General features: G+C 40.2%; 20 protein-coding genes and 2 tRNA genes. 9 read left to right on the top strand and 13 right to left on the bottom strand.

Annotated elements, in window-relative coordinates; translation table 11 throughout:
• Window positions 1–181 precede the first annotated feature (181 nt).
• Both SB49_RS07820 and secDF read left to right on the top strand, forming a co-directional pair.
• Window positions 182–1,108 (top strand): malate dehydrogenase, encoded by a 927-nt coding sequence (locus tag SB49_RS07820; RefSeq protein WP_062055437.1) that lies wholly within the window; start codon window positions 182–184, stop codon window positions 1,106–1,108.
• Between the two features lie 148 nt (window positions 1,109–1,256).
• The gene (gene secDF, locus SB49_RS07815; RefSeq protein WP_062055435.1) at window positions 1,257–4,220 is read left to right on the top strand and encodes a protein translocase subunit SecDF; all 2,964 of its coding nucleotides are present in this window, start codon (window positions 1,257–1,259) and stop codon (window positions 4,218–4,220) included.
• A 27-nt stretch (window positions 4,221–4,247) separates the two neighbouring features.
• On the opposite strand, the gene SB49_RS07810 is transcribed toward secDF, so the two are convergent.
• The 6 genes from SB49_RS07810 to folE all read right to left on the bottom strand — a co-directional run bounded on the left by SB49_RS07810 (window position 4,248) and on the right by folE (window position 9,710).
• On the bottom strand, window positions 4,248–5,516 hold the full coding sequence (locus SB49_RS07810; RefSeq protein ID WP_082591088.1) for an ATP-binding cassette domain-containing protein: 1,269 nt from the start codon (window positions 5,514–5,516) through the stop codon (window positions 4,248–4,250).
• A 133-nt stretch (window positions 5,517–5,649) separates the two neighbouring features.
• Window positions 5,650–6,144: a DUF192 domain-containing protein gene (locus SB49_RS07805; protein ID WP_062055433.1), complete on the bottom strand. Its 495-nt coding sequence runs from the start codon at window positions 6,142–6,144 to the stop codon at window positions 5,650–5,652.
• Window positions 6,145–6,160: 16 nt separating this feature from the next.
• Complete coding sequence (lgt, locus tag SB49_RS07800) at window positions 6,161–7,126, bottom strand: prolipoprotein diacylglyceryl transferase (protein WP_062055431.1); 966 nt, start codon at window positions 7,124–7,126, stop codon at window positions 6,161–6,163.
• Between the two features lie 89 nt (window positions 7,127–7,215).
• Window positions 7,216–7,452, bottom strand: a complete 237-nt coding sequence (yidD, locus tag SB49_RS07795) for a membrane protein insertion efficiency factor YidD (protein ID WP_062055429.1) — start codon at window positions 7,450–7,452, stop codon at window positions 7,216–7,218.
• A gap of 81 nt (window positions 7,453–7,533) precedes the next feature.
• Window positions 7,534–9,015, bottom strand: coding sequence for a cysteine--tRNA ligase (gene cysS / locus SB49_RS07790; RefSeq protein ID WP_062055427.1), 1,482 nt, complete (start codon window positions 9,013–9,015; stop codon window positions 7,534–7,536).
• A 14-nt stretch (window positions 9,016–9,029) separates the two neighbouring features.
• Window positions 9,030–9,710, bottom strand: a complete 681-nt coding sequence (gene folE / locus SB49_RS07785; protein WP_062055426.1) for a GTP cyclohydrolase I FolE — start codon at window positions 9,708–9,710, stop codon at window positions 9,030–9,032.
• A gap of 135 nt (window positions 9,711–9,845) precedes the next feature.
• On the opposite strand from folE, the gene SB49_RS07780 reads away from it, so the two are divergent.
• Window positions 9,846–11,648, top strand: a complete 1,803-nt coding sequence (locus SB49_RS07780) for a T9SS type B sorting domain-containing protein (protein ID WP_062055424.1) — start codon at window positions 9,846–9,848, stop codon at window positions 11,646–11,648.
• Window positions 11,649–11,769: 121 nt separating this feature from the next.
• On the top strand, window positions 11,770–13,167 hold the full coding sequence (locus tag SB49_RS07775) for a T9SS type B sorting domain-containing protein (RefSeq protein ID WP_062055422.1): 1,398 nt from the start codon (window positions 11,770–11,772) through the stop codon (window positions 13,165–13,167).
• Window positions 13,168–13,219: 52 nt separating this feature from the next.
• Here SB49_RS07775 and SB49_RS07770 read toward each other — a convergent pair whose 3' ends face one another.
• On the bottom strand, window positions 13,220–14,725 hold the full coding sequence (locus tag SB49_RS07770; RefSeq protein ID WP_062055420.1) for an OmpP1/FadL family transporter: 1,506 nt from the start codon (window positions 14,723–14,725) through the stop codon (window positions 13,220–13,222).
• Window positions 14,726–14,759: 34 nt separating this feature from the next.
• The gene (locus SB49_RS16020; protein ID WP_156036445.1) at window positions 14,760–16,094 is read right to left on the bottom strand and encodes a hypothetical protein; all 1,335 of its coding nucleotides are present in this window, start codon (window positions 16,092–16,094) and stop codon (window positions 14,760–14,762) included.
• Between the two features lie 133 nt (window positions 16,095–16,227).
• On the opposite strand from SB49_RS16020, the gene proS reads away from it, so the two are divergent.
• From proS to rpsT, 4 genes are all read left to right on the top strand, one after another.
• Window positions 16,228–17,703: a proline--tRNA ligase gene (gene proS, locus SB49_RS07755; RefSeq protein WP_062055414.1), complete on the top strand. Its 1,476-nt coding sequence runs from the start codon at window positions 16,228–16,230 to the stop codon at window positions 17,701–17,703.
• Between the two features lie 78 nt (window positions 17,704–17,781).
• Window positions 17,782–17,853 (top strand) — tRNA-Glu (locus tag SB49_RS07750).
• A gap of 70 nt (window positions 17,854–17,923) precedes the next feature.
• Window positions 17,924–17,995, top strand: a tRNA-Glu gene (locus SB49_RS07745).
• A gap of 52 nt (window positions 17,996–18,047) precedes the next feature.
• Window positions 18,048–18,299: a 30S ribosomal protein S20 gene (rpsT, locus tag SB49_RS07740; RefSeq protein ID WP_062055412.1), complete on the top strand. Its 252-nt coding sequence runs from the start codon at window positions 18,048–18,050 to the stop codon at window positions 18,297–18,299.
• Between the two features lie 70 nt (window positions 18,300–18,369).
• On the opposite strand, the gene SB49_RS07735 is transcribed toward rpsT, so the two are convergent.
• The 4 genes from SB49_RS07735 to rho form a co-directional block, all read right to left on the bottom strand.
• Window positions 18,370–19,569: a glutamate-5-semialdehyde dehydrogenase gene (locus tag SB49_RS07735; protein WP_062055411.1), complete on the bottom strand. Its 1,200-nt coding sequence runs from the start codon at window positions 19,567–19,569 to the stop codon at window positions 18,370–18,372.
• 15 nt (window positions 19,570–19,584) lie between these two features.
• Window positions 19,585–20,355 carry a glutamate 5-kinase gene (proB, locus tag SB49_RS07730; RefSeq protein WP_062055409.1) on the bottom strand — a complete coding sequence of 257 codons (771 nt, stop codon included), beginning with the start codon at window positions 20,353–20,355 and terminating at the stop codon, window positions 19,585–19,587.
• Window positions 20,356–20,358: 3 nt separating this feature from the next.
• The gene (proC, locus tag SB49_RS07725; RefSeq protein WP_062055407.1) at window positions 20,359–21,165 is read right to left on the bottom strand and encodes a pyrroline-5-carboxylate reductase; all 807 of its coding nucleotides are present in this window, start codon (window positions 21,163–21,165) and stop codon (window positions 20,359–20,361) included.
• A 413-nt stretch (window positions 21,166–21,578) separates the two neighbouring features.
• A complete protein-coding gene (gene rho, locus SB49_RS07720; RefSeq protein WP_062055404.1) occupies window positions 21,579–23,261 on the bottom strand; it encodes a transcription termination factor Rho in 1,683 nt (560 codons plus the stop codon).
• Window positions 23,262–23,453: 192 nt separating this feature from the next.
• Here rho and SB49_RS07715 point away from each other — a divergent pair, with 192 nt between their 5' ends.
• Entirely contained in the window at window positions 23,454–23,864 is a 411-nt protein-coding gene (locus SB49_RS07715) for a DUF4293 domain-containing protein (RefSeq protein WP_062055402.1), read from the top strand.
• A gap of 75 nt (window positions 23,865–23,939) precedes the next feature.
• Here the strand turns inward: SB49_RS07715 and SB49_RS07710 are convergent, their stop codons facing one another.
• Window positions 23,940–24,440, bottom strand: coding sequence for a metallophosphoesterase family protein (locus SB49_RS07710; protein WP_062055400.1), 501 nt, complete (start codon window positions 24,438–24,440; stop codon window positions 23,940–23,942).
• Window positions 24,441–24,457 lie beyond the last annotated feature (17 nt).

Here is a 24,457-nt window from a genome sequence, read left to right as displayed (position 1 = left end):
ACGACTTCAAATTCTCTCAATTCTCGATGAACCGCAGAATTTTTTAACAATTTTGAGAAATTCTGAGAAGAAGGGTACTTTGAAGTAATTATTCCAAAATATATAGGGCTATCCCTGAGCTATTATTTTTTAAATCAGTATTTTTGAACCTCTAAGAATCACACTAAAAAAAATCGATATAATGAAAGTAACCGTAGTTGGGGCAGGTGCTGTAGGCGCAAGTTGCGCAGAGTACATAGCTATTAAAAATTTCGCATCAGAAGTAGTAGTATTGGATATTAAGGAGGGGTTTGCCGAAGGGAAGGCCATGGACTTGATGCAAACAGCTTCTTTAAATGGCTTTGACACCAAAATTGTTGGTGTAACGGATGATTATTCCAAAACAGCCGGAAGCGATATAGCAGTGATCACTTCTGGAATTCCTAGAAAACCAGGAATGACCAGAGAAGAATTGATAGGTATTAATGCTGGGATCGTGAAGACGGTTTCTTCCAACCTTATCAAACATTCTCCCAACGTCATTTTGATTGTGGTTAGTAACCCAATGGATACTATGGCCTATTTGGTTCATAAGAGCACTGGATTGCCTAAAAATAGAATTATTGGTATGGGTGGGGCTTTAGATAGCGCAAGGTTCAAATATCGTTTGGCCGAAGCTTTGGAAGCTCCTATTTCTGATGTTGATGGAATGGTTATAGGTGGCCATAGTGATACCGGAATGGTTCCTTTAACAAGACATGCTACCAGAAACAGTGTAAAAGTTTCTGAATTTTTATCCGAGGATAGATTGTCGCAGGTAGCCGAAGATACAAAAGTAGGTGGTGCTACCTTGACAAAATTGTTGGGTACGAGTGCCTGGTATGCCCCAGGTGCTGCCGTTTCATCTTTGGTACAGGCAATTGCATGCGATCAAAAGAAAATGTTCCCTTGTTCAGTGATGCTCGATGGGGAATACGGCCTAAAAGATATATGTATAGGAGTGCCTGTAATATTGGGCAGAAACGGAATAGAGAAAATCGTTGCAATTGATTTGAATGATGCCGAAAAAGCCAAAATGCAAGAAAGCGCGGTTGGGGTAAGAGCTACCAACGGACTTTTAGACGTTTAATGCATCTCTGATAATTTGTTAAAATAAGGGCGTTCACCCATGGTGGATGCCCTTATTTTATAAATCTAAATAAATATATTGTTAGTTCCTATGGGAAATGATATATTTGCTCGCTATTAAAAAACACCAAAAATTAACACAATAACTAATGCAAAATAAAGGACTTATAAAGCTTTTTGCTTTCTTGTTTGGGATTGTTAGTATTTATCAGCTATCCTACACTTTTATTACCAGTAAAATTGAAAAGGACGCAAAAGTTTTTGCTGCTAACAGTATCCCTGAATCGGAAGAAGGGTACGCAGCTAAGAGAGATGCCTTGGAAGCCAGGTATTTAGACTCAATTGGAGAGAATCCTATTCTTGGGTATACCACCTACGATGAGGCTAAAAAGAAGGAGTTGAACAAAGGATTGGACCTTAAAGGGGGTATCAACGTAACCTTGCAAATATCTGTAAAGGATATTTTGAAAGGCCTTGCCAACAATACTAAAAACCCTGCGTTCAATAAATCACTTGCTGATGCAGATGCTGCTTCCAAAAATAGTGATGACACCTATTTGGAATTGTTTTTTGAGGCTTTTGAAGCCAATAAAGGGGATTCAAAGTTGGCATCACCCGATATTTTCGCAAATAAAGGGTTGAGTGATGTGATCAATTTCCAAATGTCGGATGCTGAGGTTAAACCGATCATTAGAACTAAAATTGACGAATCTATAGTTTCCGCCTTCGAAGTACTTCGTGAGCGTATTGATGGTTTTGGGGTTACCCAACCAAACATACAACGTGAAGGAAATTCAGGGCGTATATTGGTAGAATTGCCAGGGGCTAGAGATATAGCTAGGGCTCAGGACCTACTTTCAAGTACAGCACAATTAGAGTTCTGGGAAACATACAAGCAAAGCAATCCTAGTTTAAGTACATTCTTGCAGAATGCAAACGAGAAGCTTAAGACCTTGGTAGTTACAGAGAATGTGGAACAAGCTCCAAAACCAGAAACAGAATTAGATTCTTTGTTATCTGACGTTGCACAAGATTCATTGGACCTTTCTCAGGATGTTAATCCGTTATTCAGTCTATTATTACCTTCCAATCCAGGCGGAAATGCTTTGGTTAGCGTAGCCATTAAGGATACTGCTAAAGTAGGGGAGTATTTGAGAATGAAGGAAATCCGTCGATTGATTCCTGCAGACATCCAATTCGTGAAATTTGTATGGGAACGTCCAACTGAAGGTTCAGAAGTTGTTGATTTATATGCCTTAAAATCCAATCGCGATGGAACACCAAGAATAAGTGGGGATGTGGTAAGCGACGCTCGGGCAGATTTTGACCAGTTCAACAGACCAGCCGTGTCCATGACCATGAACACTACAGGTGCTAAAGAATGGGAAAAACTTACAGGTGATGCTTTTAACAACCAAACAGGGATTGCCATTGTACTGGATAATAAAGTATATACCGCTCCTGGAGTTTCAACAGGACCTATTTCTGGAGGTCGTTCTGAAATTACTGGGGACTTCACTGTAAATGAGACAAAAGATATTTCAAATGTTCTAAGAGCTGGTAAATTACCTGCTTCAGCGGATATCATTCAATCAGAAATTGTTGGACCATCGCTGGGACAAGAAGCTATTGATAGTGGCTTTATGTCCTTCTTGATAGCCATGGCCTTCGTATTGCTTTGGATGATCTTCTACTACGGTAAAGGTGGTGCGTTTGCAAATATTGCTTTGATACTTAACATCGTTCTGATCTTTGGTGTCTTGGCAAGTTTAAATGCGGTATTAACGTTACCTGGAATTGCCGGTATTGTATTGACCATAGGTATGTCTGTGGATGCGAACGTTCTTATCTTTGAGCGTATCAAAGAAGAATTGGCAAAAGGTAAAGGGAAAAGTCTGGCTGTAGCAGATGGATTTAGCAACGCGCTATCTTCCATTTTGGATGCCAACATCACAACCGGTCTTACGGCTTTAATCCTCTTGATCTTCGGAACAGGACCTATTAAAGGTTTTGCAACTACATTGATCATCGGTATCTTAACCTCATTGTTTACAGCAATTTTCATTACAAGATTGTTGGTAGACTGGTACATTTCTGGTAAGGGAAGAACATTGGATTTCTCTACTCCAATTACCAAGAACTTATTCAAGAATGCCAATATTAATTTCTTGAGCAAAAGGAAAATTTCTTACATATTTTCTTCTGTCTTGGTATTGATAGGCTTATTCTCCTTATTTACACAAGGGTTACAGCAAGGTGTGGATTTCGTAGGAGGACGTTCTTATCAAATTCGTTTTGAAAAAGTGGTTAACCCATCAGAAATTGCTTCTGAACTTACCACTGTATTTGGAAGTGGAACCAATGTGAAAACCTTTGGTGAGGCCAACCAAATTAAAGTTACAACAGCTTACAAAGTAGATGTAGAGGGAATAGAAGTAGATAATGAAATTCAGGATAAACTTTACACCACCTTACAGAAGTATTTGCCAAATGGCACTAGCTTCGAAGATTTTAAAGTAGGTAGTGGTGATAGTGCTATAGGGATTATGCAATCTGTGAAGGTAGGTCCTACCATTGCGGATGATATTAAAAACAATGCGTTCCTTGCAATTATCGGATCCTTGTTTGTAGTGTTCCTTTATATCTTGGTTCGTTTCCGTAAGTGGCAGTTCTCCTTGGGTGCGGTTGTGGCCGTATTCCATGATGTGTTGATCGTATTGGGTATATTTTCAGTATTCGGTAAGATTATGCCATTTAGCATGGAGATAGATCAGGCGTTTATTGCGGCTATCCTAACGGTAATTGGTTACTCCTTGAACGATACGGTGGTTGTATTTGACCGTATTAGGGAAATTATTGCGGAGAAAGGCTGGAAAGCTGGTGAGAATACAAACCAGGCTTTGAACAGTACTTTGAGTAGAACATTGAACACCTCGTTGACTACCTTGGTAGTTTTATTGGCCATCTTCATTTTTGGAGGTGAATCTTTAAGAGGATTTATGTTCGCAATGATTGTTGGTATCGTAGTAGGTACTTACTCGTCGTTGTTCATCGCAACACCTGTAATGTTCGATTTCTTGAAAAAAGGAGTTCAACAAGGAAAAGAAGAATAGTAAATTCAATATAGATTAGAAAAAGGGCTACTGAAAAGTAGCCCTTTTTTTTGGGGTAATTTTTTTTCCAACAGAACCCTGATCGGTCATTTGAAGTTCAAAGATATATTGTGGCTGTAGGTCTTCTTCTTCCCGATGGGAAACAAAGATGAGGGTAGTATTGCTTTCCTTGGCGATTTTATTTACCAAAGCGACGAGAAGGGCGGCGCTCTTGTCATCCAAGCCAGATGTTGGCTCATCCAATAATAGTAGAAGCGGGTGCTTTATCATCGCCCTGGCGATCATGATCAAACGTTGCTGCCCCATGGAAAGATCGTGGAAATAGGTTTTCCCGTGTTCCAGCAAATCCAAGACCCCCAGCCACTCTTTTGCCAACTGCAACTGTATCTCTGTAGGGTATATATAAAGTCCGATAGAGTCGTACAGGCCAGAGATAAGCATATGCTCCACGGTATGGTGCCCAGAAAATGAATCGATCATGGATGGTGTAAAATAACCCAGCTTTTCCTTGATTTCCCAAATGGTCTCCCCACTTCCCTTTTTTTGGCCAAATAACCAAAGTTCCTGTCCGTACCCTTTGCTGTTCTCACCGGTGACCATGGATAATAAAGTCGATTTGCCACTGCCATTTTTTCCCTTTAATTGCCAAAACTCACCGGGACGTATGGTCCAATTGATGTTGTTCAGGATAAGTTTGTCATCAAAGGATACGGTGACATTTCTAAAATCAACCATCACTGGGTGGTCATAGGTGTATGGTTTTAAAGCTTGAGGAATAGAAAGTGATGTGTTATTTAGGTCCACACTGGGTTTGTCCAATTCATTTAAGGGCTCTAAGCCATTTTCCCTTGCCTTATAATAATGCTCAATAAATGATAGTCGATCTTCCTTCCTTGTGATAAGTAATACCAACGGAACCTTCTTGGATATATGTTCAAGCATTAAAGTCAACTCCCTATGTGAGGAGGTGTCTAAGTTGTCAAAAGGGTTGTCAAGGATAATATAGTCGGGCTCGGTTTTTAAAATATGGGCCAATAGTGCTTTTTTACGTTCTCCGCTCGACATGGATTTAAGGCTCTGTACCGTATCTCTGGTCACAACTTTAATATCATGTCGTTCTTCCTCCTCTATCAGCCTTTGTAGTTCCAATGGGGAGAACAACGCGCCTGTCAAATTACTTAGCTCTTCAAAAGGGCTTTTTTTAAGGCCGTTCAAAATGGAATGGATAAGACCGACTTTGTGGGTCGTATTGTCCATTAAAATGCCCCAATGTCTAATTTCTCCTATGGTATTCATACGGCTACCGAGCTATTTACGCTAACAAACATGAAATTAGGTATTCTTGGGGAAAAACTCTAAAATGGAGACGGATATACTTGCTATATTCGGGGTAAGATCAAGATTAATGTGTAGAAAATTTGCCCTTAAATTATAACCGCTCATAGGTTATTCGGTCACCGACTTCCAAACCCCATCGGTCTACAAGACCAGCGTTGATTTCCAAAACATATTTGATGGGAACCTGGGATGATAGACTTGTTTCATCATAAGGTTTTGCTTCTTTTTGAAAGCTAACGATGTTTAAATTTTCATCTACGAAGATCAGATCCAACGGGATTTCAGTGTTCTTCATGTAAAAGGAATGCATGGCAACATCAGGGAAAATAAACAACATTCCTTCTTTTTCCTCCATGCTTTTACGGTACATCAGACCGGTCGCCGTTTCATATTCACTTTCCGCAATTTCAATGGCCAGGGAAGTGATCAGGGAATCCCCATCTTTGGTAAATATAGAGAGATCTCCTTCTTTTGTAAAAGTAATAGGGGTTGTTTCCAACGCCTTTTTAGGTTCCTCCTTGCAGGAAGTCGGCAAAAGAAGAATTCCAAGAAAAAGAAAGATAAATAGCCTAGTGGTGTAGGTCATGAAAATTAGTTATAAATTATTTCACCTCAGATTTTTGAGGACGAAACATAAAGTAAAGTCCAATAATAATAAATGGAATGCTCAGCCATTGTCCTGTGGATAACAACCCGAGGGATTCTTCAAATCCACCTTGACTTTTCTTTACAAATTCTACGAAAAAACGAATCGTCCAAAGGAGAACAAGGAATAGGCCAAAAAGGTAGCCGGCTTTATCTTTTTTATCGGTCTTCCAATACAGGAAGTACAAAATAAGGAACACAAAAATATAACATATTCCTTCGTATAACTGTGCTGGATGACGGTAGGGGATAGCCTCCAAAACCTCAGAAAACCTCGGATCCGTTTCAATAAGTTTATAAGCGCCGCTCACCGTTCTTTCTTTGGTTATCGCCAAGGCCCTAGAAGCCGACAGGTCATCTGAATCCCTGATAAACCTGGTAGCGAACGCAAAGGATTTGTCTACTATCTTTCCGTTGATCTCTGAATTGAAAAAGTTTCCCAATCGTACACAGAACGCGCCAATAGCCACAGGAATGACAACACGGTCCAGGATCCACAACAGTTTAAATTCTGGATATTTCCTAGTGTACAGGTACATTCCTATAATAACACCAATCGCCGCACCGTGACTGGCCAAACCAGCAAATCCGGTAAATTCGTAACCATTGATTAAACCAAAAAGGGTGCTTCCGGCATTTTCCCTAATAGGTAGCAGTATTTCCAAAAGATGATCTTTGTAATATGGCCAGTCGTAAAAAAAGACATGGCCCAAACGTGCTCCCAACATGGTGGCTAAAACCGTATGTATAAAAAGGGAATCCAGCTGTTCGGCAGTTTTATTTTCCCTGTCAAAAATTTTTTTCATGATGAACCAACCAAGTGCAAAGGCAGTGATCCAGAGAAGATTGTAATATTTTATTTGAAGGAAACCTAAATTGAAAAGGGTTTCGTTGGGATTCCAAGTGAAGCCTAAAAAATACATTAGCATCTAAATTTTAAGAAGCTAAGATAACCAATTAGTGGTAAAAGGAATTTGTTGGAAAGATAAATTTAATAGGGTGTGATAACCTTTTAAGGTACAGGGTCATAGCCTTTGCCACCCCAAGGGTGACAACTGAAAATACGCTTTATGGACAGCCATCCCCCTTTGAACAAACCGTGTTTTTTTAAAGCTTCCAAGGTGTATTGGGAACAGGTAGGAGAATATCGGCAACTTGCTGGGGTAAGGGGGGAAATAAGGTTTTGGTACAATTTCACCAAGAAAACGAAGGGAGCTATTGCAATTTGTTTTAAAGAAAGCTTGCCCATGATTTTAGTGTTAATTAGCCAGGTAAAAATTCTTGAGTGCCCAAAGTAAAATATCTGTTGCCCATATCTTACGAGCTTTAATTAGGATACACTAAAAGTAGTGCCTTCTTTTCCGTCTTTTAACTGAATGCCCAAAGCAGCCAATTGGTCTCTGATTTTATCGGATGTTGCAAAATCTTTGTTGGCACGTGCCTCATTTCGCAATTGAATTAATAATTCTACAACGCCAGGTAGCTTATCCGAATCTCCTTGTGCATCCACTTTATGATCCAAACCAAGAACATCAAAGATAAAACTGTGCATCGTTTCCTTCAACATATTCTTGTCGCCCTCTGAAATATTTTCTTTCCCTTCTTTGATCAGGTTGATATGCTTTACAGCTTCAAACAAGGTGGCGATTAAGATAGGTGTATTAAAATCATCGTTCATGGCATTGTAGCATTTCTGCTTCCATGATGCCACGTCAAAATCCGAATTGGAAGCCGTTTCCAATTTGTCCAGCAGGTCCAGGGAATCCATCAATTTATAAAACCCCTTTTCTGAGGCCAAAAGCGCTTCATTGCTTAAATCCAGTATGCTGGTATAATGTGCCTGCATCATAAAAAACCGCACGACCGTGGCGGTAAAGGGCTTGCTTAATATCGTATTCTCCCCAGAAAACATTTCATTTGGGAGAATGTTATTTCCAGTGGATTTGGCCATTTTTTTACCGTTAAGGGTAAGCATGTTGGCATGCATCCAATAGTTTACGGGTGAGTGGCCATTACTGGCTTCGGCTTGTGCTATTTCACATTCGTGATGGGGAAATTTTAAATCCATTCCTCCACCGTGGATGTCAAATTTTTCTCCAAGGTATTTTGTGCTCATGGCCGTGCATTCCAGATGCCATCCAGGAAAACCATCTCCCCAAGGGGAAGGCCATCGCATGATGTGCTGTGGTTCGGCTTTTTTCCAAAGTGCAAAATCCTGAGGACTTTTTTTCTCGTCCTGTGCGGCAAGTTCACGGGTATTGGTGATCATGTCCTCCAATTTCCTTCCACTCAACTTACCGTATTCAAAAGATTGGTTGAACTTGACCACATCAAAATAAACAGATCCGTTTACTTCGTATGCAAATCCTTTTTCCAGAATAACCTTGATGATCTCTATTTGTTCTATAATGTGCCCCGTGGCCGTTGGCTCAATGCTGGGTGACAAGAAATTAAATTTCTGAAGGGTATTGTGGAAATCAACGGTATATCGCTGAACAACTTCCATGGGCTCGATCTGTTCCAGCCTTGCCTTTTTTGCAATTTTGTCCTCCCCTTCATCAGCATCATTCTCCAAATGCCCTGCATCCGTAATGTTTCGAACATACCTGACCTTATAGCCCAAATGCTTGAGATATCTAAAAATCATATCAAAAGACATAAAAGTCCTACAATTTCCCAGGTGCACATTGCTGTAAACTGTTGGACCACAAACATACATGCCAATGTGGCCTTCGTTTATGGGCTCAAAAATTTCTTTTTTGCCGGTTAGGGAATTGTAAATCTTTAGGGTTTGGGATTTATAAAGTTGCATTGCCAATTGAAGAATTAAAAGTTGGTGTCCAGATTAATGAAGTTCAAGAACTCCTTTCTCACTGCGTCATCTTTAAATTTGCCACCGTATTCTGCGGTTACGGTACTACTTTCTATATCTCGTATACCTCGTGAATTAACACAAAGGTGTTTGGCGTCTATCACACAAGCAACATCTTCGGTGCCCAATACTTTTTGTAGTTCGCGTACAATTTGAATATTCAAGCGTTCTTGAACCTGTGGTCTTTTGGCAAAATAATCCACAATCCGGTTCATTTTGGATAAACCAACAACAGTACCATTGGAAATATAGGCAACATGTGCCCTTCCAACAATGGGTAATAAATGGTGCTCACAGGTGGAGTAGAGGGTGATATTTTTCTCCACAAGCATCTCGCCATATTTATATTTGTTTTCAAAGGTGGATGCTTTAGGTCGTCTGTTAGGGTGCAATCCCCCAAATATCTCATCAACGAACATTTTGGCTACCCGGTTGGGAGTTCCCTTAAGACTATCATCTTCCAAATCCAGTCCAAGGGTCAACATTATTTCTTTAATGCTTCCCTTTATTCTTTTTATTTTTTCCTCGTCACTCAAAACGAAGGCATCCTCTCTTAAAGGCGTTTCCTCAGCAGAAGAAGCATGGTTGTCTCCCATCTCTTCAAAATGCTCTTCTAATGCGCTATCCACTTTCATTTAGTTCTAACTTTTTAAGGAGTCAAAGATATACATTAAATGCCACTTTATGCCATGTATGGGGTGTTTGACAACATAAATTAGTGTTAAGGTATGACTCTCATTATTTTTAAACCTACAAATAGGAATTGATTTATGAGAAGGCTAACTGTGCTGTTATGGTTGCCATTATTATTTGGGATACAAACTGTCTTCGGACAAGTATCTCCAGATTGTAGTGAGGCTATTCCTATTTGTAGCAACACCCCGGTCAATGGGGGAACAAATGACTATGGAATTGATGATTTTAATGGTGCAGCCACTACAGGTTGCTTGGAAACTTCTCTGAGTGGTTTTATCGAAGACAATTCCGCATGGTACAGATTTAGAACTTCGGCCGCAGGTCAGCTAGGTTTTAATATAGGTTTTGACGCTTCCGAAGATTGGGATTTTGCCCTTTACAAAGCCAGTGATTGTGGAAGTTTGGGTGAGCCGGTAAGATGTAATTTTTTTGACAATCGCGATAATCTTACCAATATGGGAGTAGGGGAAGACCCTACAGGGAATATGGAGTCCCTTTTGTATGATGAGTGGTTAGAGGTTACGGCAGGGGAAGATTATTATTTGTTGATCAACAATTACAGCAATAGCAACTCTGGATTCTCCATCCAATTCTCAGGTAGTATTTTTGAGACAAATCCCTACGATGCGCTGGATTGTTCCATTATTACTAATTTATTGGGACCACCGCTGGTAGCATGCGACAATGAAAGCATTGTTCTAGATGCCACAACAACGGGTGCTTTACAGTATGAATGGTTCTCGGATACCGGAAGTGGGTTTGACTTACTGATTGGAGAAACGGGTCCTACTATAAATGTGAATACATCTGCGTTCTATAGGGTAAAAGTTAGTACCACGGGAGAAACGATATTTAGTGATGTACAAATTGGGTTTATTACAGCGCCAACAACCTTTGCCGTTACCGATGAAATTACCTGCTCAGATCTTGGTTTTTATGATCTATTTCAAAAAGACATAGAAGCTTTGGGAAGTCAATCTGCAACAGATTTTATGGTGAGCTACCATAATTCTTTGCCGGATGCGGTTGATGGCGTAAATCAACTTCCAAAGGAATATCCTGTAAGAGTGGGCCTGGAAACAATCTATGTTAGAACAACATCCTTGGCCAATCCCGAATGTTTTGACGTTGCACAGCAATTTGAATTACAGGTGCTACAAACTCCGGAAATTACCTTTCCAACGGAACTGTTTTTATGTGAGAACAGTACTTCAGTGGTTATAGGCGAACTCAATACCAATATGAATTATAATTATTCATGGGATACAGGGGCCACAACCTCCAGTATTGAAGTTGAACAAGGAGGTACCTATATTCTGACGATGACCAGTGAGGAGAATGGTTTTCCTTGTGAACGAATCGTACCTATTGCTGTTGTTATTTCTAAAACTCCGGCCATAACAGATGTTGTTATTGAGGATGTACAGGAAAACAACACGGTTACTATCATTACAGATATTGAAGGTGAGTTTGAATATCAGCTTGACAATGGACCCTTTCAAGCTGGGAATATTTTCACCAATGTCATACCAGGAGACCACGTAGTTACCATTAATGATCTCAAAGGCTGCGGATCCGTTTCGGAATCCATTGTGGTGGTCGGATTCCCAAAATTTTTTAGTCCCAACGGCGATTCGGTCAATGATGAATGGAGTATTGTTGGTATTGAAGCCCTTCAAGACCCTGTGATCTTTATCTATGATCGATATGGGAAGCTATTGCGGCAGATGACAAAGGATAGCCTGGGATGGAACGGAGATATTAATGGTAAAAGTTTGCCTTCATCCGATTATTGGTTTAAACTCACTTATGTAGATGCTAGAGGGCAACGCACTACCGCTAAATATATTGATAGTCACTTTTCTCTAAAACGGTAGAGAAAATTACTCAGGGCTTCCTTTTGACGATAAAGTGTATAAATTTTTGGATGTAGTATACTAAAACAGGGTAGTAGGAGTTATTATACTGATTATTTGTATCACGATAGCCCCATAATCTATGCGAATTCTTTTCTATTCAATGTGTTTTTGGTTCCTGTTTTCTGGGAGCGCCATGGCACAGAATTCCCCTGATTGTCGAAGTGCCATTCCCGTTTGTGCCGATGCTCCTATCTTGTCGGAGACTGATGGCAGTGGGGATGTGGACGATTTTGACCCCGATACCATACGTCAATCTGGATGTTTGGAAAAGGGAAGTGTGGCATCTGCAAATATAGAAAACAACACCTCTTGGTATGTATTTAGAGCTGGTACGGACGGACAGATTGGCTTTGATATAGAAGCGCTTTCTGCAACAGCCGAATGGGATTTTGCGCTTTATGGTCCCGATGTGGACTGTGGAGCCATTAGTAGTGGAACCGCACAGCCTATTAGGTGCAATTATGAGGTTAACAGTACCGATTTTACGGGGATAGGTGTCAATCCGGCCAACGGCCAGGAAGGAGCTCCTTTTTTAACAGGTAGCCAAAATACCTACGATGAGTGGTTGGATGTTACCGCTGGGGAAATCTACTACTTGTTGATCAATAATTTCAACACTAATTTTGATGGGGATCCTGAACCATTTTCCTTGACCTTTACTGGAAGTTCTGTGGATGATGATCAAGACTCCGCTTTGGATTGTACGCTAAGGGATGAATTTTTGGGGTTGGATATCTATGCTTGTGAAGATGATCCGGATATCGTATTAAGCGCCTTGAACTCACCTGCAGGTCCCGATATCGTTAATGTCACATGGAGTGTAGATTATGAAGATGATGGAACCATTGATGCCGTTTTGGCCTCTGGCCCAGGAGCAACCCAATTAACGGTAACAAGTCCCAACTCTGGGAGATATTATGTGGAAATAGAAACAAGTTTGGCTACCATTATTACAGATGATATTTTGATCACCTATTATGGAACGCCGGTTTTGGATGAAGTGATTATCCTTGATGACATGTCGGACAGCAATAATATTGAAATAGTTGTAAACGGCGATGGATCGTATGAATATGCCATCAATGGGGGTGAATTTCAAGATTCTTCAATATTCCTCGATGTGCCACCAGGAGTAAACACGGTCATAATCAATGATAAGAATGGGTGCGGAACCACAGACCCAATTCCTTTTTTGGTGGTAGGTTACCCTAAATTTTTTACGCCCAATGCCGATGGTGTTAATGATTTCTGGAATATTAAAGGGATAGAAACATTGGTAAGCCCGGTTATTTTTATTTTTGATCGGTATGGGAAATTATTAAAACAAATGGAACAGAATACCTTGGGCTGGGATGGTACTTATATTGGAAAACCAATGCCTTCCTCTGATTATTGGTTTAGGATAGAATATTCTAGGGACGAACAAGGTATTATAGTGGCAAAATCATTAAGGACCCATTTCTCCCTGGTCAGATAACAAAAAAACCAGCAATCGCTGGTTTTTTTTGTGGCTCGTCCTTTTATATTTCTTAGAAATTTAAGGTGTATCCGAGCGTTATATTGCTGTTTCTATTGTTGATAGCTGCAGGGGTATTCAATCCAGTACTGTACAATTGTTGATCTATATCTTGCTCCGATTTATTATAGGCAAGATCCAATCTGCTGACACCAAAGTTATACCCTAATCCTGCCGAATAGCCATTGAGGTCGCCAACAGTGAACCCATTTTTGTACGGGCTTTGCTCGTATCTGTAACCTGCCCTTAAACTTACCTGGTCAATTCTGTATTCCCCACCTAATCTAAAGGAAGAAACACCACCAAGTGCATTGCTAATAAATGCATTTTCGGATTGGAAGGCTGGGTCATTGGTAGGTCTCAATTCCGCTTGGGACATATCTTGATAGCTATAATCGAAGCTCAATAATCCGTCTTTTCCAAAGATGATCGCCAAACTTCCCGTTACTTTGGCAGGTGTTTTAATGGTATAGCGCTCAAAAAGATTCACAATGTTGAAATTGATGAACCCTATATCGCTATCCGCTAAATCCGAACTTATTCTTTGGGCAGTATCATCTGTCAATCGGTACCAAGTAGGGGATTGGTAGCTTCCCCCAATCCTAACATTTTCGTTCAATTTGGCAATTCCTCCCAAACTCAAACTAAATCCTGCGCCTTCTGTGCGCAAGAGATTATCGAAAGTGGTGAGTTGTATTTCAGAATCACTATCATATCCACTTTCCCTGAGGGTTGTCAATTGGTTGTAGAAAACATTGTGAAAATTTAAAGAGGCCCCAAAATATAAGTTGTCCTGGTATTGCGTGGCAAGGTTCACAGTAAACTTGCTATTGTATCCAGAAGTGCTCTTAAAATAACGTTGATTTACCGTACTGTATTGCGCATTGGAGATATAGGCAGTATTGTTATCATTTTCATCTACAGGATCTATTATACCACCGTAGTATCCAAGAAATGCTTGTTGATCCACAAAGCCCAGGCTAGATCCAATGTCCAAATAGGCTTCCTCGATAAATTCCCCATCTTGTATTAATAAGGGGCCAAAAGGAACACCTTGTGCAAAATTTAAAAAGTAATTATCAATACCTTGATTACTAGTTCCCGATATAAAAACATCATCGTCATAGTTTTGAACCAAATCGTAGTTCAAGGCCAGGGAAACTTTTTTCCAGTCTGTATTAGGATTCGTATTGTTAAAAACAAATACAACTCCCAATTGGTTGATTTCCAATGAGTTTATATCCGATGAAGAAGTGCTGTTAAAATAGTTGGCCTTGTTGTTCCTGTAATAATTGGATGCGGAAACCGAAAACTGACCATTGTTGAAAACGGCAGATCCCGCAGGATTCACATTTAATGCCGACAAATCTCCTCCTAAAGCACCAAATGCCCCACTAAGTCCTTGGAATCTTCCTGTTCCCTGTATATTTTCCGTGCTATATCTAAGTACATCTGTAATGTTCTGGGCATTTGAGATGAGGCATGCAAATACCATTAGTAAAGTGAATTTCCTTTTCATTTTTTAAAGTTTAAGTTTGAACGTAATGGATTTATTATCCTCTTCCTCTAGATGAGGATCCACCAGAGCTCCTAGAGCTTCCGCCAGAACTTCTTACACTTCCAGAACTCCTAGAGCTTCCGCCAGAACTTCTTACACTTCCAGAACTTCTGGAGCTACTGCCGCCGGAACTTCTGACATTGCCAGAACTTCTGGAGCTACTTCTCCCTGAACTGCGTACGTTCCCAGAACTTCTGGAGCTACTCCTGCCACTGCTCCTAACTGCCCCACTAGACCTGCTTGAACTTGGGTAAGAGGATCTTGAATAATTGCTGCTTCTTTGCGTAGATCTTTGGTAAGAGTTCCTCTGTGGTGAGGTGCCTCTATATGTTTGGGAACTCCTTGCACTATTATTATACCTTGGTGAAGTTCTTGAACTTCTACTGGTTCGGTAAGACCTATTCCTTTGTGCAGCATCTACTCCGACCGTTCTTCTAGCTGAAGTTCCGCTCCTGTACGTACTTGAATTTCTAGCCGTGGTGCTCCTGCTGTTGATGTTGGATCTATTGGTACTGCTTCTGTACCTGGGATTGTTACCCCTAGTACTGGAGGTGGTCAAATTAGACCTGCCCCTAAGCGCAGTGGAATTAAGGTCTCGAACAGAATTGATACCATTGTAATAGCCTCTTCTTCCGCTGTTAAAGCCGTATGCCCTGTTGTAATTCGTATAGAAATTGTTGCCATAAAAGCCTCCATAGCCTCCCCAGCCCCAATTATTCCATCCGTAGACGCCGCCCCAACCGAAGCCTCCGCCCCAACCGAAGCCTCCGCCCCAACCGAAGCCTCCGCCCCAGCCAAAGCCTCCGCCCCAACCAAAGCCTCCGCCCCAGTTGTTCCATCTGTATCCACGATTCCAGCGCCAAGGATTACCCCAGGCCCAGTTGTTATATCCAAAACCGCCATTCCATAACCAAGGATCGTTCCATAACCAAGGGTTTCCCCAGCCCCAGTTATTGTCATAAATATTAATACTTACTGATTGTGGGTTATCTCCCCATCCTGGTTGACCGTTGTAGGTGTTATTGTATGCGTCGTAGTTATCATCTTGGTTTACGTCTGAATTATCCTGTTCGGCATTACTGTAATAACCATCTACATCGGTAAATACTTCGCTTTCCAGAATGTCTTGGTATTCATTGGCCTTTTGTCCAAAATACTCCCCGTACATATTGGTTTCATTTTGTTGTGGCTCTTGGACAGCAACACGTGATCTAGATTCAACAGCAGGTCTGCTGTTGTCCGAATATATGCCATCATTATAGTACGATGCCTGTTGGTAAGACCCACAGGAGACCCCTAAAATGCCTATCAGGGCAAGTAAGGATGCCATTCTAATTTTTTTGAGGGGTGCTGTTTGTATCATCGTTGTAAATTTAATTGTTGAACATAGTAAAAATAGTTAGTTTTGCCGAACTATTTTTTTATAAGAATAAAGTCGCAAGTTTTGTGCCAAACTTACTAATATGGGTAAAAATTTAACGAAAAGAGCAGAAGATTATTCCAAATGGTATAATGAACTTGTTGTAAAAGCCGATCTCGCTGAGAATTCGGGAGTTAGGGGTTGTATGGTTATAAAACCTTATGGTTTTGCTATTTGGGAAAAGATGCAGGCCCAGTTAGATAAAATGTTTAAGGAAACGGGACATGAAAATGCATATTTTCCATTGTTCATACCAAAATCATATTTGAGTAAAGAGGCAAGTCATGTTGCGGGTTTTGCTAAGGAATGCGCCGTAGTCACCCATTACAGGTTAAAGAATGCTGAAGATGGTAGTGGAATCATTGTAGATCCAGATGCCAAATTGGAAGAGGAACTTATCGTTAGGCCTACCTCAGAAACTATTATTTGGGATACATATAGAAGATGGATACAGTCTTACCGAGATTTACCGCTATTGATCAATCAATGGGCCAATGTGGTGCGTTGGGAGATGAGGACTCGATTGTTTTTAAGGACAGCTGAATTTTTATGGCAAGAGGGGCACACTGCTCATGCCACTGAAAAAGAGGCTATTGCCGAAGCAGAACAAATGATGAATATTTATGCGGAATTTGCCGAGGAACATATGGCAATGCCAGTTATAAAAGGAATTAAAACTGAAAGTGAACGTTTTGCCGGAGCTGTGGAAACCTATTGTATAGAGGCGTTGATGCAAGATGGAAAGGCGCTACAAGCAGGTACTTCACATTTTCTAGGTCAGAATTTTGCCAAGGCCTTTGATGTAAAATTTGCCACTAAAGAAGGAAACCAAGAATATGTATGGGCAACCTCCTGGGGTGCTTCCACTCGATTGATGGGTGCCTTGGTGATGACCCATAGTGATGATAATGGGTTGGTGCTACCTCCAAAATTAGCCCCTATCCAAGTAGTGATTGTACCTATATATAAAGGAGAGGAGCAATTGGACGCCATTTCTGATAGAGTGGCGCCATTGGTAAAGGAATTGCGCTCAAAAGGTATTTCTGTGAAATTTGATAACAGGGACACCCACAAACCGGGCTTCAAGTTTAATGAATATGAATTAAAAGGGGTTCCAGTTCGTTTGGCTATTGGCCAACGCGACATGGATAACGGGACTTATGAAGTAGCCAGAAGGGATACCTTGGAAAAGGAAACCGTAAACGCTGATGAGGTAGTCGCCAAAATTGAATTCTTAATGGAGGATATGCAACGCAATATATTCCAAAAGGCGCTCGACCATAGAAAAACACATATCACAGAGGTAAACTCTTATGATGAGTTTAAGGAGGTACTGGAAAATAAGGGAGGATTCGTTTCTGCCTTTTGGGACGGAACACTTGAAACAGAAGATAAAATAAAAGAAGAGACTAAAGCAACAATACGTTGTATTCCAATAGATGCAAAGGACGAGGTTGGAAGTTGCATGGTTACAGGAAAACCCGCAACAAAAAGGGTATTGTTTGCGAAGGCATATTAAAAATTAAAAAAATATTCTGTAGGTGTTGCAATAGTAAAAAATAATTGTATTTTTGCATCCGCAATTACGCAATGTAATGGTCCGTTCGTCTAGGGGTTAGGACGCCAGGTTTTCATCCTGGTAACAGGGGTTCGATTCCCCTACGGACTACAAGTTTAATTTGAAATATTTTTTGGGAGTTGTTTTTGTTAAAAATGCAATTCATGATACCAAAAATAATGGTCCGTTCGTCTAGGGGTTAGGACGCCAGGTTTTCATCCTGGTAACAGGGGTTCGATTCCCCTACGGACTACACATTTGATTAAGGACCTTAGGTCCCTTTAAAAACATAACAATAAGATAAAATGGCAAATCACAAGTCAGCATTAAAGAGAATTAGAAGAAACGAAGCAGTGCGTTTGCGTAACAGGTACCAGCACAAAACTACCCGTAATGCAATTAAAAAATTGCGTGGCGAGGAAGATAAGAAAGCTGCTGAAACATTGTTGCCAACTGTTGTTGGGATGATCGATAAATTGGCGAAACGCAAAATCATTCACGCTAATAAGGCTGCAAACCTTAAGAGCAACCTAATGAAGAAAGTAGCTACCTTATAATTTACTGTAGCTTTATCATATAAAAAAAGCCTCGTTTTACGAGGCTTTTTTTGATGGAACTCATTGAGTTTTAAACTCTGATTTGTCCATCACCAAAAACATAATATTTATTGGTGACCAATTGTTCCAATCCTAACGGACCTCTATGGTGCAATTTGTCCGTGCTGATAGCCAATTCTGCCCCAACACCCATTTGACCGCCATCGGTAAATCTAGTGGAAGCATTGTGGTACACGGCAGCACTATCTACCTGATCCATAAATTCCATGGCTGCATCGGTCTGGTTTGTCATAATGGTTGCCGAATGACCACCGGAATACTTGTTTATCTTTTGAATGGCTTCATCCAAAGTATCTACTGCGCCAAGACAGCATTTCATGGCCAAAAATTCCTGATGCCAGATCGCTTCGTCTTCTATCGCTTCCTCATTGGGCAAAATCTTTCCAATTTTGTCGTCCACTAAAATTGACACTCCATTGTCATTCAATACCTTTTTGAGGTCTTTTACCTTATCTGCATAACCATCTATGTTGGTGTCCACCAATATTTTATCCAAGGCGTTACAAGCGGAAATTTTATCAGTTTTGGCATTGAGGATAACATTTAGGCTTTGATCCCAATTGGCATCCTTGCTTACATATAAAAAGTTATTACCTCGGCCACTGATCAGTACGGCACATTTTGCATGCTCTTTTACAAAGGCAATTAGGCGTTCTCCTCCTCTTGGAACGATTAAATCTAATTTTTCAGATGGATTTTTCAGAAATTCCTGAGTTTCCGCCCTGTTCATGTGCATCAATTTGATCCAATCCGTATCCAGCTTGTTCTCTTTTAGAGCCTCGTGCCAGCAAGATTCCAATATTTGGTTGCTATGTAGGGCTTCCTTTCCTCCCTTTAGAAGAATTTTGTTATTGGCTTTAAAGGCCAATACAGCTGCTTCTATGGTTACATCGGGCCTAGATTCATAAATGATCATGATGGTGCCAAATGGAGCTGTTTTGTTCTGAATCTTTAAATCGTTCTCCAGAATCCGCTCAGATTTTATTTTTCCCACAGGATCTTCCTGCTGCATGACCTCCTTGATGGACTGGATCATCCCATCCACTTTTTTGTCGTTGACAATGAGTCGGTCGTACATGGCCCTATCGCTTTTGTCAAAAAGATCGAGGTCCTTTTTGTTGGCAGCAATAATTGCCTCCCTTTTTCTATCCAAGATGGTCATCATGGATTTCAATACTTTATTTTTTATATCTGTCTGTAATAATTTCATTAATATTTTTTAAAATTAGACTGTAATTTTTGTACCAACATTCTTGCCGTCAATTATATCCAAAATAACATTCTTTCTTTTTCCGTTGGCAATGTAAGTTGGGATATTTTTATTGGCGGTCATTTTGGCAATATTTAATTTAGAGCCCATTCCGCCTCGACCTTCAGCTTCACCTTTTTTTATGGTTTTAATGTATTTCTCAACATTTTGGTCTACAGTTACATTTTTTATGACCTCAGTGTCCTCATCGTCCGGATGACCCGTGTAAAGTCCGTCTGTATCTGTCAATATGATCAGTTTGTCCGCTTTGGTCAATTCTGCGACCAAACTTGCCAGTTCGTCATTGTCTGAAAACATGGAATCTGTCAAGGTCACTGCATCATCCTCATTGGCAATTGGGACAACACCTTCTGAAATGAGGCCCTCGTAACAGTTGATCATATTTTCCCTGTGGTTTCCAGGATTAAAATCCCGTTTAGTGGCCAATACTTGGGCACATTTCATGCCGTAGTCCTGGAAGATATTATAGTAATGACGCATCATCCTAGGTTGTCCTATGGCAGAATATACCTGCCTTCTAGTACCTTTATCTGTTATTTTGCTCTCTCCCATGACTTCCATACCGGCTATTACAGATCCAGATGAGACTAAAATGGACATGATGTCCTGTTCGTAAAGTTCTGCTATCTGTTGCACCAGATGGTCCAGCACGGGTTTTACAATTCTGTTGTCTTTGTTGGTCATTACGTTTGTACCAACCTTTATAACTACTCTTTGTTTATACATGATTTATTTTTCTTCGCCTAGTTCAACAGCTCTATTAAATGCTGAATACGCGGCTTCTTTGATTAATTCCTTTACATTATTGTCGTCCATAGAATCTAAAGCGGCCCTTGTAGTACCACCTTTGGAAGCTACCCGATCCATCCAAGAATTTGGGGATAGATCTGATTGATTGAACAAGTCTACTGCACCTTCAAAGGTTTTGCTCACCAAGACTTTACTGTCATTGGCCGAGAAGCCCATTTTTAAAGCCGCCTCCATCATACTTTGCATGAAGTAAAAAACGTATGCAGGACCACTACCCGATATGCCTGTTGAGGCATCAATAAATTTCTCTGAACTTACAAATATGGATTTACCTGTAGTGTCCAATAGGTTTTCTATGGTTAAAAGTTCTATTCGTGAAACTTCCTTGGATGCGGTGTAAGATGTAACCCCTTTGCCGATTTGTGCCGGTAAGTTTGGCATAGCCCTCACAACTTTTGGAATACCCATCGATTCTTGCATGGTACCGATGGTTACCCCGGCCATAATGGAAATAACAATTTGTCCCGGGTTGGCCAATGATTTTATTTTTGCGAATAACTCCTCACTGTGATAAGGCTTAACCGCTATGAAGATTAAATCTGCCTTTGGCAGGCAATCCTCTAGGTTTTCAAATACGTCGAAATGTAAAATTTTCTTAAGGGATAGGATTTTTTCAGGGGAACTGTCCAAAATCATTAAATTTCTTTTTTTCAATAATTTCGACTTTGACATAGCTTCCGCATATGTTAGACCCATGTTTCCTGCGCCTATGACTAATACTTTCATTTAGATTTTTTAGTTAATATTAATATTACAGCCCTGATGGAACAATTACCATGCGAGGCTGACATTTTGATGATAGAGTGTGGCTTTGGTAGATGCAATAACTATAAGAAATAGTTATACAAAGCGCTTAGAGTACGTTATTCGTACGATGATAGGTTTGGGAAAATTCCAAAAATTCTTCAAAAACGGTTATCGTTTGCTAAAATAAGGGTGAAATTGTGTCAGTATTATCTTAAAATAGCAAATTTTTAGCTCAAATACAAATGACAAATCTACGGTTTGCCCATGAGCAGTAATATTTAATTGTTGAATTTCGCTATGGAAAAGTGGCAATAGGGTGGAGGTTGTTCGTAAAAAAAAACTCCAATAACAGCTATTTGTTATTGGAGTTTTAAATTCTATGAGGGTTGGTCTTATTGATTCATGGTCAATAAAAATTCCTCGTTGTTTTTGGTCTGTTTGATGCGTTGCTCAATGAATTCCATCGCTTCTACCGGATTCATATCTGCAAGGTATTTGCGCAAGATCCACATGCGTTGGATGGTGTTCTCATCCAATAATAGATCATCTCTACGTGTGCTTGATGATGTAAGGTCAATTGCTGGGAATATTCTTCGGTTAGATATCTTTCGATCCAATTGAAGTTCCATGTTACCTGTTCCTTTGAATTCTTCAAAGATCACCTCGTCCATTTTAGAACCTGTTTCCGTAAGTGCTGTTGCGATGATGGATAAAGATCCACCATTTTCAATATTACGGGCGGCACCAAAGAATCTTTTTGGTTTGTGCAGGGCATTGGCATCTACACCACCACTCAAAACCTTACCAGAGGCTGGTTGAACTGTGTTGTATGCTCTTGCCAAACGTGTGATGGAGTCTAATAGGATAACCACGTCATGGCCGCATTCTACCAAGCGTTTTGCTTTTTCCAAAACAATGTTTGCAACCCTTACATGTTCCGTGGCCTCCTTGTCAAAGGTAGAAGCAATAACTTCTCCCCGTACGTTACGCTGCATATCAGTTACTTCCTCGGGACGTTCATCGATCAATAAAACGATTTGGTAAACTTCTGGGTGGTTCGCTGCAATTCCGTTGGCGATGTCTTTCAATAACATCGTTTTACCCGTTTTAGGCTGTGCTACAATCATTCCTCTTTGTCCTTTTCCAATAGGGGAGAACAAGTCTATGATTCGTGTAGATATGGTGCTTTGTCTTTCTGCAAGATTAAATTTTTCTTGTGGAAACAATGGGGTCAAATGCTCAAAAGACACTCTGTCCCTAACAATTTGTGGATCTAAGCCATTTATTTTGTTCACCTTGATTAGGGGGAAATATTTTTCTCCCTCTTTGGGTGGACGTACATTACCAAGAACGGTATCCCCAGTTTTCAATCCAAATAATTTAATTTGGGATTGGGAAACATAGATGTCATCAGGTGATGATAGGTAGTTGTAGTCAGAAGACCTCAAAAATCCATAACCATCTTGCATGATATCCAGAACACCTTCACTTTCAATGATACTATCAAATTCATATTCGGGTTCCTTGTACCTGTTTTTTAGGTCCTTATCAAAGTTACTGTTGTTCTTGTCCTGTTTTTGGTGAACAGGTTTTTTATTTAAGTTCTTATGAGGCGCGGCACTTTTCGGATGTTCCTTTTTTACGTGCGCTTCTTTTGGTGTGCTGTGCTGTGGACGTGGTCTTGGCCTTCTTTCTGTAGGTGCGCTATCCGTTTTTTCAGTCCTATTGCTGGTTTTCTCAGGTTTTGGATTGTTGCTGGTGTCCTCTTTTGGAGTCTCATTGGAGTCCTTTGGAGTACTTGCACGCCTTTCTGGTTTACGTTCCCCTTTTACCGCAGTGCTTTTTTCTTTTAAGACCCTAGATCTTTTTGGTTTGGAATCTATTTGCTCCTCACTATTGGAAGTGGTGGAGGCTAGTATGGTCTCTGTAGCCTTTGGATTGGAGGCCTGAACATCTAGTATTTGATAAACTAGGTCCAATTTTTTTAGGGTTTTGTACTTGGAAACATTTAAACCCTTAGCTATATCCTGAAGCTCAGGAAGCTTTTTTGATTTTAAATCTGAAATTTCAAACATTAAGTGTTGAATAAATTATACTTGAATTGAAAATTTGAAGTGTATTGTAATTTGGGTATTACTAGATAATGATATCCCCTTGATGGTAAGTGTGATAACTAATAACAAAGCAATATTACAAATTATTTTCAATATTTCATGGATAATTCTCAAAAAGACACTTATTTTTGCCACTGATCAGGAATAAGAACAATGATTCAAAGAATACAGACCGTTTATCTAATAGTTGTTATCCTTTTAACAGGAGTACTTCCGTTTTGGATGAATCTCTGGTCGGACAGCAGTGGAAATGAAATTTATGCTGCCAATGAAATTATAGTATCTTTGGTATTCTATGTGTCCGCAGTATTGGCATTAGTCTGCATATTGCTTTACAAGAACAGAAAAAATCAATTTGTGGTAAACAGATTGAACATGATATTAAATCTTTTTTTACTAGGATTATTCGTTTACCGATCGCTAAACTTATCCGGAGAAAGTAACATTTCTGAGAAGGGTATTGGGATGCTGATTCCTATCTTTTCTATCGTTTTTTTAGTATTGGCCAATAGGGCCATAAAAAAGGATGAGGATCTTATAAAATCTGTTGATCGTTTGCGTTAAGCCTAACATTTTAGTTTTATTAGTGCGTTAAACCCGGGGTTGTTCCCGGGTTTTTTATTGGCCAATGGTCTCCAATTAGACGCCGCGTTTTCCCAATTCCACAATTTCCAGATCCTTAATGTCCTTTCCGTCAATATTAAAGCGCAACATGGTGCGTACCGCGTGAAAGCCATGTTTGCCACAGGCACCGGGATTCATATGTAATAATCCCAATTTTTTGTCCCACATCACTTTCAAAATATGGGAGTGGCCCGTGATAAATAATTTTGGTGGATTTGCTTTGATCTCTTCCCTGATCCTTTGATTGTATTTGTTGGGATATCCGCCAATGTGGGTGATCCAAACATCTACCCCTTCGCATGTAAACCTGTTGTCCAAGGGGAATTCGAGTTTTGCTTTATGATCATCAATATTGCCATAAACGGCTCTGAGTGGTTTTATTTTCTTTAATGTGTCCGTGACTTCCAGTTGTCCTATGTCACCGGCATGCCAAATTTCATCCGCTTGTTTGGCGTATTTTAAAATGGCTTCGTCCATATGGCTATGTGTATCGGAAAGGAGTAAAATTCGGGTCATAAAACTAAAAATATACT

The sequence above is a fragment of the Sediminicola sp. YIK13 genome, assembly GCF_001430825.1.
Classification (GTDB): domain Bacteria; phylum Bacteroidota; class Bacteroidia; order Flavobacteriales; family Flavobacteriaceae; genus Sediminicola.
This window is presented reverse-complemented; position numbering and strand designations above follow the sequence as displayed.